Here is a 14,313-nt window from a genome sequence, read left to right as displayed (position 1 = left end):
GTATGTTGCCATTATATTTAAGTATTGAGGGTTTATATTCCTATCAAGAAAAACAAAGTATTGATTTTGCAGAGCTTACCGAGGCAGGTCTATTTGGGATCTTTGGGAATGTAGGATCTGGGAAATCTTCCATTTTGGAGGCCATTAGTTTTGTACTATATGGCGATACGGAACGTTTGAATAAAACGGATAAACGTGCCTACAATATGATGAACTTAAAGTCTAATCAAACGATGATTGTCTTTGAGTTTCTGAACTTTGAGAAGCGTAAGTTTCGCTTTGTTGCGCAGTGGAAAAGGAGAAAGAATTTTGATGATACCACCCCGATTGAGCGTACTGCATATGAATGGATAGATGGGGACTGGATACCTTTAGAATCAGCGGATGGGGCTTTATTGACCAATCTTTCCTATGCTAACTTCCGAAGAACGATTATTATTCCCCAGGGACAGTTCAAGGAGTTTTTGGAGTTAAAGGGTAAGGATCGTTCAGAAATGATGAAAGAGATCTTCTACCTGAATAAGTTTGATTTGGGGCCTAAAGTTGGGTTTTTACAAGCGGGAAATAATCGCAAGTTAGAAAACCTAAAAGGTGCTTTATCAGGCTTTGAAAGTATTTCAACGGAGGTGCTTAACCAAAAGAAATTGGAGGTTGAGGAAGCTAAGAAAACATTAGAGCAGACCAAGAATGACTTTCAAGAGCTGCAAGTAAAGGTGCAATCTCTACAGGAGTATAAAGACAAAGGAATAGAGCTGCATCAAAAAGAGGGTCAGTTCAAGGAATTGAACAGTAAGAAAGAGCGAGTACAACAGCAAGAAGCTGATTTAAATCGGTATGAAAGAACTTCCCAAGCCTTTAAGGAGCCTTTGAATTTTTTACAGTCGCTCAATTTAGAACGGGAATCCTTAATTCATAAGATTGAGAATTTTCAGATTGTAAAAGAGAGGCAGTTACAGGAAATTGATGCAGTAGAGAAGGAGATTGCAGCCATTCAACATGATTATCTGAATTTAAATATTTTTAGAGCCCAAACAGAGGATTATCGGAAGCTGATCCAGATCAAGGAAAACGAGAAAAAAGAAAAGGAACTTGAAACCAGACTTTTGAAGGGGACGCCTTTTGTAGAACGAACCAAGGAAGGGGAAAGGAATTTAGCGAAGAAGTTGGAGGAGACTGAAGAAAGGCTTGAAACAGTAAAGTCAGATAAGGTAGATACTTCACAGCTGATTGAGATGGAGAAATGGTATCATAAAAAAGATACGATGGATAAACAGCAAAAGCAATCAAACAGGTTGTTGGAGCAATTGACAGCGGAAATCGAGGAAGAGCAGCGACAATTCAACAAGGAAGGTTATACCGAAGATAATTGGGAGCAAATGATAGGGAATGAGTTGAAGTTGATTGAGAGCGATCTCAATAAGCTTCGAGATCAAGAGACTCATTTGCAAGTTCAGGCGAAGTTGAGTCGTTTTGCGACAGAACTTCAACCAGGGATGCCATGTCCCCTTTGCGGTGCTTTGGAACATCCAGAGCCTATGCTGGCCAATCATGTTCAGGATGAACTACAAAAAATCCATCAGGAGAAACTGAGTTTAGAGGAGAAAAGGGTGTCTTTTCAAAAGCAAAAGGAGCTCTTGACAAGGGTTAGTTTTAGTTTAAATAGCAAACGAAGCAGTTTAGCCCAAATTCAGCAAGATATAGAAGGTCAAAGCGGAAATCTATCGAATCATCTTTCAACGTTTAGTTGGGCTGGATATTCCAGCGACGATACGGGTGCATTCGAAGCACAAAAGGAGCGAATTAAGCAAAGTGAACAAATTACTGCTGGTTTAGAATCAGAAGTCAAGCAATTGCGTTTGGATTTGCAGAAAAGCCAGGATAATATTCAGAAATTTGAAAAAGAACTGGATTCTATCAAAGCAGAAATAGCTGTCCTTCAAGGTGTAAATGCGCATAGTAAGGAATCCTTACAACAGTTGGATTTTGATCAATTTAAGGATGTGGAATATGATGAGCTAAAGCAGTCCAAACTGCATTTGGATCAAAAAGTAATACAAGTAGAGAGTGGTTATCTGACCCTGAATCAAAAATTAAATACATTAAAGACCAAATTAGCAGAAATTGCGGGTCAATATGGTTCCGCTAAGGATCAGTTAAGTAACTTCAATCAGCAGATTAAGGTTAGGCAGGAACAACTTGCCAAATTATTAAGGGAATACAATTTCGCCGATATCACGCAGGTTCAACAGATCATTCAAAGACCTATGCCGGTTGAACAAATGCGGAAAGAAATCCAGCAATTTTATGTTCGACTTGAGGTTTTAGAGACTCAGATCAATTCATTGCAAGAGTTTTTGAAGGATAAGGAGTTTTCTGAGGAGGAGTTGGATACCAACAGTAAGTTGTTTGAATTCAAGAAGGAGGAATTGGAGCTGCAGTTGGCATTGACCGGTGGATTGGAAAAGGAATTGGCTCATCTGACCTTAGAAATAGGGAAGAAGGAGAAGTTATTGGAGGAATTTGAGCAATTGAGTGCGAGGGGTGCAAACCTTAAGGTTCTGGAGAATCTGTTTAAAGGGAATGGTTTTGTGAATTATGTTTCCAGCATTCATTTGAGACAGATGTGTGAGATGGCGAATGAAAGATTTCATCGATTGACAAGAAATCAGTTGAGTTTGGCTGTCAATGAAAATAATGAATTTGAGGTTATCGACTATTTAAATAATGGTTACCGACGGTCTGTAAAGACTTTATCCGGTGGACAGAGTTTTCAGGCTTCTTTGTGCTTAGCATTGGCATTAGCAGAGAATATTCAATCGCTGAATAAATCTGATCGGAACTTCTTCTTTATCGACGAAGGCTTTGGTACCCAAGATTCGGAAAGCATCAATACTGTTTTTGATACCTTGCAATATCTGCATCATGAGAATCGGGTAGTTGGGATTATTTCCCATGTTGAGGAGCTTAAGGAGCGGATTCCAAGATCGGTTACTGTCGAGAAAGATCCAGAATCAGGAAGTAAGGCTAAGGCCTCCTGGAACTAGTGAGTTGATATTTAAAAAGGCTATAAAAGATGAAAGGTCCCGTGAGCGCGGGACCTTCATCAATTAAACATATAACCACTAACTAATAAAAAACCTTAAAATCTTTTAGCTATTTGAACTATCTATACTTTTAGTTTCTTCCACTGGCTTTTCTACCGGCTTACGATCCATATTTCTACGTTTCATTTGGCGGTGATGATTTCTTTCACCACGATCCATTCTATCTTTGCGGTTTTCAGCCATTTTATTTTTCAAAGTTTCTTGTTGTTCAGGAGTTAAGAGTTTCAAGAACTCTTCACGCTCAGCTTTCATTTCTGTTCTACGTGCTTCCCGATCAGCCTTTCTAACTTCTTGTTTTTCTTTCCACTTTTTCGCTTGGTCCAGATTGTAAGCATAAATATCTTGTTTTTGCTTATCTGTAAATTTCAACTCTTTATCCAAGCGGTCAGTTTTCATTTTTGCAATTTCTTCTGGGGTTTTGCTTTGCATTTTACCCATTTTGTGTCCGCTGCGAACTTGTTTTCTATGCTTCATCTCTTGGCGAACTTCTTTTTTTACTGAATCTTGAGTCTGTGCAGAAGCCGCAAAGCTTAATCCAGCGAATAATGCAGCAAATGTTAATATCTTTTTCATATCCTAATATTTTCCTTTTGTATTCTTTGAGCGAAATGGTTGAGAAACGTTTAAATCCTGTTTAGTTAAAGTATGTTAACGTGGAGGCCTTTAAATTTCCTGCCTTTTCGTTTTTCTTATAGGTAAGAGTAGAAAGTAGTGGAAAGGTTTATTTTTAGCCTTGTTAAATTTTGTTAATGGCTTTTTTAGGGGTTATGAGGGCTGTTATTAAAAATAAATCAGCTAAAAATCAATTAGTTTAGTGTTAGTGGTAATTTTATTTTTGGAAAATAAAGGAGAGTACCTATATTTGCATCGTTCCAAAGGGAATACGCCCAGGTGGCGGAATTGGTAGACGCGTTGGTCTCAAACACCAATGAAGCAATTCGTGCCGGTTCGATCCCGGCCCTGGGTACTGACAATAAAGCGGGAGTCATAGACATCCGCTTTATTTGTTTTAAAACCCACTTTGGACTGCATAATCCGGGTCAGTTTCAAATCCTGTTGACTAATCAAATAATTTAGAGAGTCTGAATAGGAAAAAGTTTATATCCCCGACACCTCTGAACGCCTTTATCTTCGCATTAAAAGATTCAGCCAAAGCATTGGTGCTTTTTTTGTCGAAGTAATTTAATATCTTCTTGTGGTGTATATTGATTGTCTTTGATACCGTATTGAAGGATTTAAAGCCTACCTGTTCTACTTTATCCGTCCATTTTGCAAGTCTTGTATAGGCATATATCTTATCCGAGGTACTGTTGAATATACTAGAAAGCTCTTATTTGTTAAAAATCTATTCCTCCCAAGGTATTTCTTCCTTTTTCATCGCTTCTATTATACCTATTGCCCATTCCTCTGACAAGGAATCTAATTGTCGAGAGTGATAAAATTCTAGACAAGCTAGGGAATAGGCTGTTTTTCCTTCTGCACCTTCACCCACGTCTTTTACGAACCTCCTGGAGTCAATACGTTTATATTCTTCTTTTGCTAAAGAATCTATTTTAGGTCGTATTCCAAAAGAATAAAATCTAGTTCCAAAACTATACACGCTATATGTAAATGGGAGACTAAAATCCAGAGAATCGTTTATACCATAACGTTTGGGATAACAATAGTCAATACATCTTACAAAAGCGATGTTTTTAAGAATATTCTTAATAGAATCTACCTTTTGAGCATTTCGATTTGATTGTACTACTCGCTCTGTAAAACAAGAACTTAAAATGAGTAATAAAATGCAGATTAACATATGTGTTTTCATAATTTTTATTATTAATATAATACTTCTTTTGCAATAAACTTTAATACCAAGGAAATAGATTTAATTTTCCCTATCATTAGTCGATATAATATTAGTTTGATATTAATAATATTAACTCAATATAGAATCCCAAAACTTAATGGGTATGAATTAATTTGGAAGAATAAAAAGATAAATCTCTTTGACGCCACCAGAAGCTGAAAAATAACTTTTATTAGAAGCAAATCGCATAATCTCATTTAATACATCTACATTTCCTCCATGTGTATTGTATTGCTGATCTATTTGAGGTTTCTTTTTTTTGCTTTTTATTGAAGTTTATAAGCAGCTGTGTATAAAAGAAAAGCTCATCGAAAGATGAGCTTTTTTGTTTTATATACCTATGTCTTGAACAAATTATCTTACTGTGAATCCAGTTCCGCAAGGAGAGCTTCCCGACCCTCCATAGGTGCCGTCCTTGTTCAGGATTATGAACGGTGGCACATCTGCCGAATTTAGGTTTATCTGTACTGCTCCAATGGTTGGAGTAACAATTGCGGATCCATTTGGGCAATCTACGTAATCATATGCGGTGTGAACCACAAAGTTCCAAGTGCTCTGTCTGGTAAAATTCTCCCCAGGAAGATCTATAGTTAGTTTTTTGTTCTCATGAAATGTTAGTTTCAATGCCTTTCCTTCCCAGTAGAGTGGGCTAGATACGTTCAGTGTCTTTCCTGCTATCATACTGTAGGCTTCATTTGAAAGTTTAACTTTGAAGGATAGTGTGACATCTTTTTGGTTCAATTCGTCGTAGAATTTGATGCTATAATCGTCAAAGTACTCTGGAAGCCTGTCAATAGGAGCTTCTCCAAAAGTCATTCTACTTATATTATACAAAATCGGATTATTGAGGTGTAATACTGGCTTTCCTTTATAAAGTATTTTGTAGTAATAGTAAATATTGCTGTGAACATTCAGCAAATCTCCTTCTTTATACGTTGTAAAGCTTCTAATTTTGCTGTAATCTGGATTGTAGGTGTTTGAAAAGAGTATTTCATAATCCTGATTGTAGCCCTTTTTTATGTCTGCGCTGACCTCGACCTCGTGGTTCTGTCCAAGAAAATCGGCATGAAGCTTATAATTGAAGGATTCCTCCCTGGAATCGACAAGATCAAAGTTAAGACTGTTTTCCTTGATGTTCTTTAAGACTACTTTAGAATTGCTGATCTGAGTTACCTGCCATTTAATCTTGCTGGACTTTATTATAGATTCGTTGTTTACATAGTCAGGCATAGGGCTAAAAATATTTTTAACTGGTTCCAAAAGCTCCTTTATACGGCTTTTAAGAGTCATAAAAATACTCAGGTCACCCGGGAATTGATCAGAAGCCGACAGGGTTCTTGCTCGATAATAGTTTGCCAGCAGATAGTTGTCTTCAGATTTTATGGTTTGTTTTGGAATATTGACTTTTTCTTTGGCAAGGACCCATTTCTCATTCAAAAATTTAGTGGAATTATCCCAGGCTACCTCAATGTAGGGCGCCAATTCGGCAAATAGAATATAAACGGCCACTGCAGCAGATAAAGATCCTGCTACCGTTGCTGCCCCAAAAGTAACTGGAGACAAATATATGGCGATACCGGTCATCGCCGAGAAGAATCCAAAATCAACCAACGGCCTCTCTAATCCATAATATTGTGTATTGATGGGTCTTGCTGTGCATCCCATTTGACCTGAAAGGTTTCCAGCATACTGATTCTGGCATTCTTGGCTAATAAAAGTGTATTCGGTAGAAACCGATATTGGCGAAGTAGATCTATTTTTGGAAGAAGCGGTTTTCTCTCCAAGAAATAACATTCCATGGGCAGAGGCTTTGTTATCTTCTTCCTCGAAAAAGGAGTCTTCATCGATTAATTTTCTTACTGGGATGCTCTTCACAATAGACTTTACTTCTAGGACTGATTTCCTATTTGAAGAATAGATTGCCAATGCTTCTTTCTTCTGCTGAGCGGTCAATTTTGAAAAAATCTTAAATACCTCTGTCTGAAAATCCTTAATTTCTTTTTTTCTTTGTTCCGAAATATCAAGATTGTTGAGAACTGATAGGTCTGTTTTCAATCCGTCAAACGCTTGTTTTTCAGTTAGATTTGTGCTTGATTGCACATTGACTGATAAGTCCCCTAAGTTGGTAGTAATGGTCTGTTTACCCGAAGGAAGTTCAGGAGCGAAAAAAATCGCTGTAGTGTCATCTACAATTTTGAATTCGACTTGTTTGCCTGCGATTTTTCCAGTCAGATTCTTTCCCTTTTCTTTGATTTTCAGGACAACCAGTTGGTTGGAAAGAATATTTGGATCTGCTATCGCTATTCCTTTCAAATCATTTTCTTTTGGCGGTTTCTCTGTTCCTCCAGATGATTCTTTTTTACAGGAAACAATTATGATAAACAAGGTGCATATTGCCAATATCCACATCGACAAAATTGCTCTAATTTTTGAATCCAGATTCATATTAAATTAATTATTGGGTTTGATAACTATTTTTGGAAACTGCTAAGGGTGGTTTCCTTTAGTAAATGCAATTTTACAATTATTCTTTATTTTTTTGTTTACATATATTATTTAAAATTGAATAAAAAGCAAAAAAAATAATCACAAATTAGTATAATTTTATTGGTAGGATGCTTCCCATTACAGATTCAGCAATTTATCGGATGGAAAATTTCGTTTAGAACATTTTTTACCATGGTAATAAACAAAAAAGCGGTAGTCATTGACAACCGCTTTTTTGTTTATATATCTAATTATTTAATCTATTACTACTCAATATTTGAAATAAATAAGGAATACTAGTTCCTATTCCTAAGAATGTCTTTTATTATCTCCTACAGACCACCTGCACCTACCAAAGTTGATATTACTCCTGTTGAAATAACTCCGATGATACTAAGTGCATAAAAGGCAATTCCAATAATGGCAATAATTCCAATGAATTTATAGTGTTTTCTGAGGTAGTTAAAAGCTACAGTAAGTTGTTCAGAATTTCTAACGTTAATTGCTGATTGAAGGTTTGTTGAAAATTTATATAACCAAAGGATTGGCGTAAAATATATACCTATAAAAATCAAAACCATCAATAGAATTGGAATTGACGCAAAAGCATTGATTTGTTCTGCTCTGGTGCTACTATTGCCAATAAAATATAGTAAGAATATCACGACCAAAACAAAGTAGAGGATCAATCCGACCATTGCTACAATGGAAAGGAATTTTGCCCATTTTGCGACTTCCCGTAAATGCTCAATAGAAATCGGTCCGAGTTTTAATTCCGTGAATGATTGTCCTGGATTGTAGTGTGGATTTTCATTTCCGGGTGATTCGAAGTTATTTTCGTTGTTTTCCATAATTAGTTTTTGGTTATTGAATTTATTACTCCAATTTATCAAAAATTATTGGTTCCTGGTTAAGTTATTATAATTTTCGGTAGAAATATTCGTGATATTCGGTAATAATATTAAGTGAAAATTGTTAAAATTTATTTCAGTTGGCTTGTTTTTTGTAATTTAAAGGGTAATAAACCATTTGTAATTATGATAAGAGTAATGATTTTAGCCTTTGTTCTATTGATTTCCAATGAGATACGGTCTCAGGATTTGGATTTGAACAGCGTTCGAAATGATTTTAATAAGGGTGTAAAGGACGAGGAATTGTGCAAAAAGCATCTAGAAGCGCTTGAGGAAAATGCGGATAGTCCGGTTGAACGTGGCTATGCAGCTGCATTTCATATGTTCATGGCCAAACATACTACTAACCCTTTCAAGAAGATGGGTTATTTTAAGGATGGTCGAAATATGCTTGAGAAAGAATTGAAATCAAACCCCAATAATGTAGAGTTAAGATTTATCCGGTTGAGCATTCAATATCATATTCCTAAGTATTTAGGATATCATAATGAGATTGAGTCAGACAAGGATTTTGTGATGAATAACCTCTATAAACTGTCGGATAAGTTTACGAAAGAAAAAATTTACAAATATTTAAAGGGTGCCAATATGTATACTGCGGATGAATTAGCGTTATTAGGTAGGTAAATATCTATATTAGCGTTATGAAGATGAGATACATTTTATTATTTGCAGTAAGTATGATTGTTCATTCGGTGCATGCGCAGATTAAGCAGAGCATCAATGAGTTTTCGGTTTTAGAAGTTACAGACAGACTTTGGGTGAGCGTAGTTCCGAGTGATCGGCATGAGCTTGAGATTAATGGAGAATTGGCGGATAAAGTTGAGGCAGTTTATTCAAAAGGCGAGTTGCGCTTGAAGATGAAAGCTGGCTATATTATGCAAGGGAATCAAGCGAATGTGGTGGTTTATACCCCATCCTTATCCAGTATAGTTGCGAAGAAAGGCGCTGAGGTCAATATAGAGGAGTCAGCGATTGAAGAGGAGGCGATGAGTTTTATTGCAAGTGAAGGGGCGAAGATTCGTGCGATGATTAAATCAGTGGGAGTAGATGCGACCGTAAATACCGGGGCATCGATTGATTTATTAGGTTCGGCTACGAAATTAAATGTGAGAACAACAGCAGGTGGGAATTTTTATGGCAAGGATCTCAAAACTGATATTGCTTATGTGCGGGTGAATGCTGGTGGGAAGACTGAGGTTAATGCCTCACAATCTGCTGATGTTGAGACCAGAGCGGGGGGTACAATTGATGTTTATGGGAACCCTAAGAACAAAAGAGATAAGAAAATAGCCGGTGGAAAGATTGTTTTCCACAAATAAAAAATAAGATTTTTAAGGAAAGCAAGCCTCTTTCAGGGGTTTGCTTTCTTTTTTGCATCAATAAGTTAATATTTCCTCTAATAAATTAGGTATTGATTTGTAACTTTGCGCCATGTCAGAAAAAATTATCATTCTCGATTTTGGATCGCAATATACTCAGTTAATTGCGCGTCGCGTTAGGGAGCTAAATGTATACTGTGAAATTCATCCATTCAATAACCTTCCTGAATTTGATAATTCAGTAAAAGGAGTGATTTTCTCAGGTTCCCCATATTCAGTACGTCAAGAGGACGCTCCTCAGATTGACTTTAAATCTATTCAAGAAAAATTCCCATTATTAGGGGTTTGTTATGGTGCTCAATATATAGCACAAAATTCTAATGGAGAGGTTTTACCTTCTGAAATTCGTGAATACGGTCGTGCTAATTTGCAGTTTGTAGATCAAGAGAATGATTTATTGAAAGGCATACCTACGCAATCTCAAGTATGGATGTCTCATGGAGACACCATCAAAGAGGTTCCTGCAAATTTTAAGATTATTGCAAGTACAGATAAGGTTCGCGTTGCGGCTTATCAAGTTGAAGGCACAAATACATACGGGATTCAATTTCACCCAGAAGTTACCCATAGTACCGATGGTCAAGTTTTATTGAAAAACTTTGTTATTAATATTTGTGGTTGTACTCAAGATTGGACAGCTGATGCATTTGTTGATACTACTGTTTCAGAATTAAAAGAGCAATTAGGAAATGACCATGTGATCATGGCATTATCTGGTGGAGTTGACTCCACTGTTGCTGCGGTATTATTACACCATGCTATCGGAGATAAATTGCACTGTTTCTTTGTTGACCACGGTTTATTGCGTAAGGATGAATACGAGCAAGTATTGGCATCTTACCAAAACATGGGTTTAAACATCAAAGGCGTAAATGCGAAGGATCTTTTCTATTCCAGATTAGCTGGAGTTTCAGAGCCGGAGCAAAAACGTAAAATCATTGGTGCATCTTTTATTGATGTATTTGATGAGGCAGCGAAAGAGATTCAAAAGGAATTACCTGAAGGTGTTGAGGCAAAATGGTTAGGACAGGGTACTATTTATCCAGATATCATTGAGTCGATATCGGTTAAAGGTCCATCTGCGACGATCAAATCACACCATAATGTAGGCGGATTACCTGACTATATGAAATTAAAGGTAATAGAGCCATTAAAAACTTTATTTAAGGATGAGGTTCGTCGAGTTGGGAAGTCTTTGGAAGTAGATCCAGCTATCTTAGGAAGGCATCCATTTCCAGGTCCAGGCTTAGCAATTCGAATTTTAGGAGATATTACAGAAGAAAAGGTACGGATTTTGCAAGAAGCTGATGACATTTACATTCGTAACCTGAAAGAATCGGGTTGGTATGATAAAGTTTGGCAAGCAGGAACTATTTTCTTGCCGGTTCAATCAGTTGGTGTAATGGGGGATGAGCGTACCTATGAACACGTTGTCGCACTAAGAGCAGTAGGTTCCTTAGATGGAATGACCGCTGATTGGATTCATTTGCCTTATGATTTGTTAGCTAAAATTTCAAACGAGATTATTAATCATGTCAAAGGAATCAACAGAGTCGTATATGATATCAGTTCAAAACCACCAGCAACCATTGAGTGGGAATAATTTGAAAAACATTTATAGGGGTACCCTTGCAGCATTCTGCATGGCTGCTGTTCTAGCGGTGAGTTCATGTTCGCCAAAAACGACAGGTGGAGTTCTAAAGAACCCAAATGTCTATGGCAATACTGGAAAAGATGCTGGTAATAAGACAGAAGCCGAGAAAAAAGAGGATGCCAAGAAGGAAGAAACGGTAAAAGCAGCAGATCAATCCAAAAACATTGCTCTGCTTTTACCCTTTCAACTGAATATGATTGCTAATCAAAATGTGGTTGAAGCTGATGTGAAGCGTTCTGCTTTGGCATTGGACTTTTACCAAGGTTTTCAGATGGGAGTTAATGAAGCAGCTAAAAAAACTGCTGACTTCAATATCCATGTCATGGACACTCAGGACAATGAGATGAAAAATCTTTCTATTGCTGCGTCCAAAGAAATTGAAAACGCCAGCTTAATTGTTGGTCCTGTCTATCCGAAAGAAATCAGATCCTTTGCGAAAGGAAATAAGAACAACAAGATTCTTCAAGTGAATCCATTGGCTGCAACTATGCCTACGGAATTCAATATTGCTAATCTTGTTTCTTTGACTCCACCAATTCGTATTCATATGCGTGCTATTGCCGCAGAAATGATGAAGAGATACACGGATTCCGATGTTATCATTGTTTTTGAAGCTAGGGATAGCGATCACCGTAATTTTATCGCCGGATTTGATGAGGAAGTCAAGAAGATTAACCCTGCTGCGAAAATTGTACATGTATCATCAGTTTCGCAATTAGGTCAAACTATTCCTGATATGGGAACCGCTTTTGTAATTTCAGGTACTACTGAAAAGACTCAACTTCGTTCTTTAGTAAACTCATTGGATAGTAAAGTTGGTCAGGGATATTCAGTTCGTTTATATGGACATCCACTTTGGTCAAAAGTTGACTTTAGACCATATGACAACTTCTTCCGTATGGATCCAACGATCAGTTCTGAAAGCCATTTAAAAGTATGGAGCACAGAAGTTCAGAATTTTCAACGCAACTATAAATCAGCATTCAAGATTGAACCTTCAGACTTTGCTTACAAAGGATACGATGCAGGAAGGTATTTTGCAACCTTGTTGAATAAGTATGGTTCGGCATATTCTGAGAAGGTAGTTGATGAGAAGTATTCTGGAATCTTTAGCGATTACCAGTTTAACTATAATCCAACTTGGGGATATGTAAACCAAGCAGTTAAAATTAGAACCTATCGCAACGGTTCTTTTCAATAAGAAGCATTGGAAGTCAATAGCAAGAGAATTCAGCAACAGGTACGTAACTTTGAACGTACTATCAACGAATATCAATTTAAAGAACCTTTTTCTAGGTTCTTAACTCAATTTTATAAGAATAACAGACAGATGGGTTCATCCGATAGAAGGATGAACTCTAGGTTCTGCTATAACTTTTTCAGATTAGGAAGAGCATTCGTTTCTCTGACACCGACTGAAAAGTTAACCATAGCTGAATTTCTATGTGAGGTCGAATCGGGTGTTGTGGAAGTTTTTATGCCTGAATGGGCAGATAAACTAGGATTGGGAATTCAGGAAAAAGTGGAGCTAGTTGAAAGCAAATATGGAAAGTTCCTAGAGAAGGTTTTTTCATTTGCTGATTACTTATCTCCAACAATCGATAAAAACGCATTTATTTTATCTCACTTTGTTCAACCAAACCTGTATATCCGCATTCAAAAAGGAATGGAAAGCAAGGTTCGCAAGACCTTAGAGAAGAATTCAATTCCCTTTGAAGAGATCTCTGAGCAAACCTTATCCTTAAAAAACGGAACCAACCTTCAACAGGTAAAAGGATTGGATGGAACCTATGAGGTTCAGGACTGGTCTTCCCAGCAAAGTTTAAATGATCTAGTGATTCCGGAAAGATCTTCATGGTGGGATTGCTGTGCAGCATCTGGTGGTAAGTCATTATTGTTGCTAGATAAGGAACCGAATATTAAGTTATTGGTATCTGATGTTAGATTGAGTATTCTAAGGAATTTAGATGAAAGATTTGAAAAAGCCAGTGTCAAGACTTATTTCAGGAAGAAGATTTTAGATTTAAGTAAGCCAGTTAATAATATCATGGGTGAGGAATCTTTTGATGGAATTATTCTGGATGCACCATGTTCAGGATCTGGAACTTGGGGTAGAACCTCTGAAATGCTTTGGAAGTTCAGTAAGAGTGAAATAGAAAAATACAGCAGTCTTCAGAAGGACATTGTGAAGAATGTCGTTCCTTATTTAAAACCAGGTAAGACCTTATTGTATATTACTTGTTCTGTTTTTGCTGCTGAGAATGAAGAAATCTGTCAATATATCACAGATGAGTTAGGGTTACAGCTTATTGATCAACATCCGATTATTGGATATGATAAAAAGGCAGATACCATGTTTGTCGCTCAGTTTAAGAAGGCTTAATCGCAATTTAACGGAATTACCAAGACCGGGCAAGTAGCTTTTCTGATCAAGGCTTCAGATACTGATCCGGAAAGGAAATGGTCAAATCCAGTTCTTCCATTATTTCCCATAATTATCAAATCTGCAGTCCATTCTTTTGCGACCTGAAGGATTTCATCTCTGACATCACCCACACGGTTAAATGTGAAGGTTTCAGAAGCTGATTGAAATTCCGTTGCGAGTCTATTCAGAAAATCCTGAGAAGCTTGTTGTTGGATTTCAGAAACTTCAGGAACAATTATAGGTTGCTGACCTAAAAGAGGGTCAACACCATAGGAGGTAGGAGAAGTCGGTGGAACTACCGTGACTAAAGCAAGTGCAGGATGTATTTCTTCAACAATTTCTCTAGCATAGTCGATTGCACGACGTGAACAGGGAGTCTCATCAATTGCTAATAATATTCGATTGAACTTTTTTGTAGTCATGATATTTAGATTATAATGTATCTCTAATATATTAAAAAACGATTAAATTAGCTGAATTGTTTTATTAAAACAA

The 14,313-nt window shown here is 36.9% G+C and carries 12 protein-coding genes and 1 tRNA gene; 7 read left to right on the top strand and 6 right to left on the bottom strand.

Features of this window, described 5'->3' with window-relative positions; translation table 11 throughout:
- Positions 1-2 precede the first annotated feature (2 nt).
- Positions 3-3,044, top strand: a complete 3,042-nt coding sequence (locus tag ACF3OC_RS13110; protein ID WP_392469381.1) for an AAA family ATPase — start codon at positions 3-5, stop codon at positions 3,042-3,044.
- A gap of 105 nt (positions 3,045-3,149) precedes the next feature.
- Here ACF3OC_RS13110 and ACF3OC_RS13105 read toward each other — a convergent pair whose 3' ends face one another.
- Complete coding sequence (locus ACF3OC_RS13105) at positions 3,150-3,677, bottom strand: hypothetical protein (protein ID WP_094280094.1); 528 nt, start codon at positions 3,675-3,677, stop codon at positions 3,150-3,152.
- A 312-nt stretch (positions 3,678-3,989) separates the two neighbouring features.
- On the opposite strand from ACF3OC_RS13105, the gene ACF3OC_RS13100 reads away from it, so the two are divergent.
- Positions 3,990-4,071: transfer RNA gene (locus ACF3OC_RS13100), tRNA-Leu, on the top strand.
- A gap of 93 nt (positions 4,072-4,164) precedes the next feature.
- Here the strand turns inward: ACF3OC_RS13100 and ACF3OC_RS13095 are convergent.
- The 4 genes from ACF3OC_RS13095 to ACF3OC_RS13080 form a co-directional block, all read right to left on the bottom strand.
- On the bottom strand, positions 4,165-4,422 hold the full coding sequence (locus ACF3OC_RS13095) for a transposase (protein ID WP_392471608.1): 258 nt from the start codon (positions 4,420-4,422) through the stop codon (positions 4,165-4,167).
- 27 nt (positions 4,423-4,449) lie between these two features.
- Positions 4,450-4,917 carry a hypothetical protein gene (locus ACF3OC_RS13090; RefSeq protein ID WP_392469380.1) on the bottom strand — a complete coding sequence of 156 codons (468 nt, stop codon included), beginning with the start codon at positions 4,915-4,917 and terminating at the stop codon, positions 4,450-4,452.
- Positions 4,918-5,313: 396 nt separating this feature from the next.
- Positions 5,314-7,404 carry a hypothetical protein gene (locus ACF3OC_RS13085; RefSeq protein WP_392469379.1) on the bottom strand — a complete coding sequence of 697 codons (2,091 nt, stop codon included), beginning with the start codon at positions 7,402-7,404 and terminating at the stop codon, positions 5,314-5,316.
- Between the two features lie 374 nt (positions 7,405-7,778).
- Positions 7,779-8,297: a hypothetical protein gene (locus ACF3OC_RS13080; RefSeq protein ID WP_392469378.1), complete on the bottom strand. Its 519-nt coding sequence runs from the start codon at positions 8,295-8,297 to the stop codon at positions 7,779-7,781.
- Between the two features lie 186 nt (positions 8,298-8,483).
- Here ACF3OC_RS13080 and ACF3OC_RS13075 point away from each other — a divergent pair, with 186 nt between their 5' ends.
- The 5 genes from ACF3OC_RS13075 (at position 8,484) to ACF3OC_RS13055 (ending at position 13,776) form a co-directional block, all read left to right on the top strand.
- Complete coding sequence (locus ACF3OC_RS13075; RefSeq protein ID WP_220476629.1) at positions 8,484-8,984, top strand: hypothetical protein; 501 nt, start codon at positions 8,484-8,486, stop codon at positions 8,982-8,984.
- A gap of 17 nt (positions 8,985-9,001) precedes the next feature.
- Entirely contained in the window at positions 9,002-9,679 is a 678-nt protein-coding gene (locus ACF3OC_RS13070; RefSeq protein WP_144043764.1) for a GIN domain-containing protein, read from the top strand.
- A gap of 112 nt (positions 9,680-9,791) precedes the next feature.
- On the top strand, positions 9,792-11,342 hold the full coding sequence (gene guaA, locus ACF3OC_RS13065) for a glutamine-hydrolyzing GMP synthase (protein WP_094282389.1): 1,551 nt from the start codon (positions 9,792-9,794) through the stop codon (positions 11,340-11,342).
- Positions 11,299-12,594, top strand: a complete 1,296-nt coding sequence (locus ACF3OC_RS13060; RefSeq protein WP_392469377.1) for an ABC transporter substrate-binding protein — start codon at positions 11,299-11,301, stop codon at positions 12,592-12,594. Before guaA ends, ACF3OC_RS13060 begins: the two co-directional genes overlap by 44 nt.
- Before the next feature lie 6 nt (positions 12,595-12,600).
- The gene (locus ACF3OC_RS13055; RefSeq protein WP_392469376.1) at positions 12,601-13,776 is read left to right on the top strand and encodes an RsmB/NOP family class I SAM-dependent RNA methyltransferase; all 1,176 of its coding nucleotides are present in this window, start codon (positions 12,601-12,603) and stop codon (positions 13,774-13,776) included.
- Here ACF3OC_RS13055 and ACF3OC_RS13050 read toward each other — a convergent pair.
- Positions 13,773-14,240, bottom strand: coding sequence for a universal stress protein (locus ACF3OC_RS13050; protein ID WP_094255851.1), 468 nt, complete (start codon positions 14,238-14,240; stop codon positions 13,773-13,775). The two genes, ACF3OC_RS13055 and ACF3OC_RS13050, sit on opposite strands and share 4 nt — an antisense overlap.
- Between the last annotated feature and the right edge of the window lie 73 nt (positions 14,241-14,313).

This window comes from Sphingobacterium cellulitidis (assembly GCF_043187465.1).
GTDB classification, from domain to species: Bacteria; Bacteroidota; Bacteroidia; order Sphingobacteriales; family Sphingobacteriaceae; genus Sphingobacterium; species Sphingobacterium cellulitidis.
The sequence above is the reverse complement of the archived record's forward strand: the minus strand, read 5'-3'. Positions and strand labels throughout refer to the sequence as shown.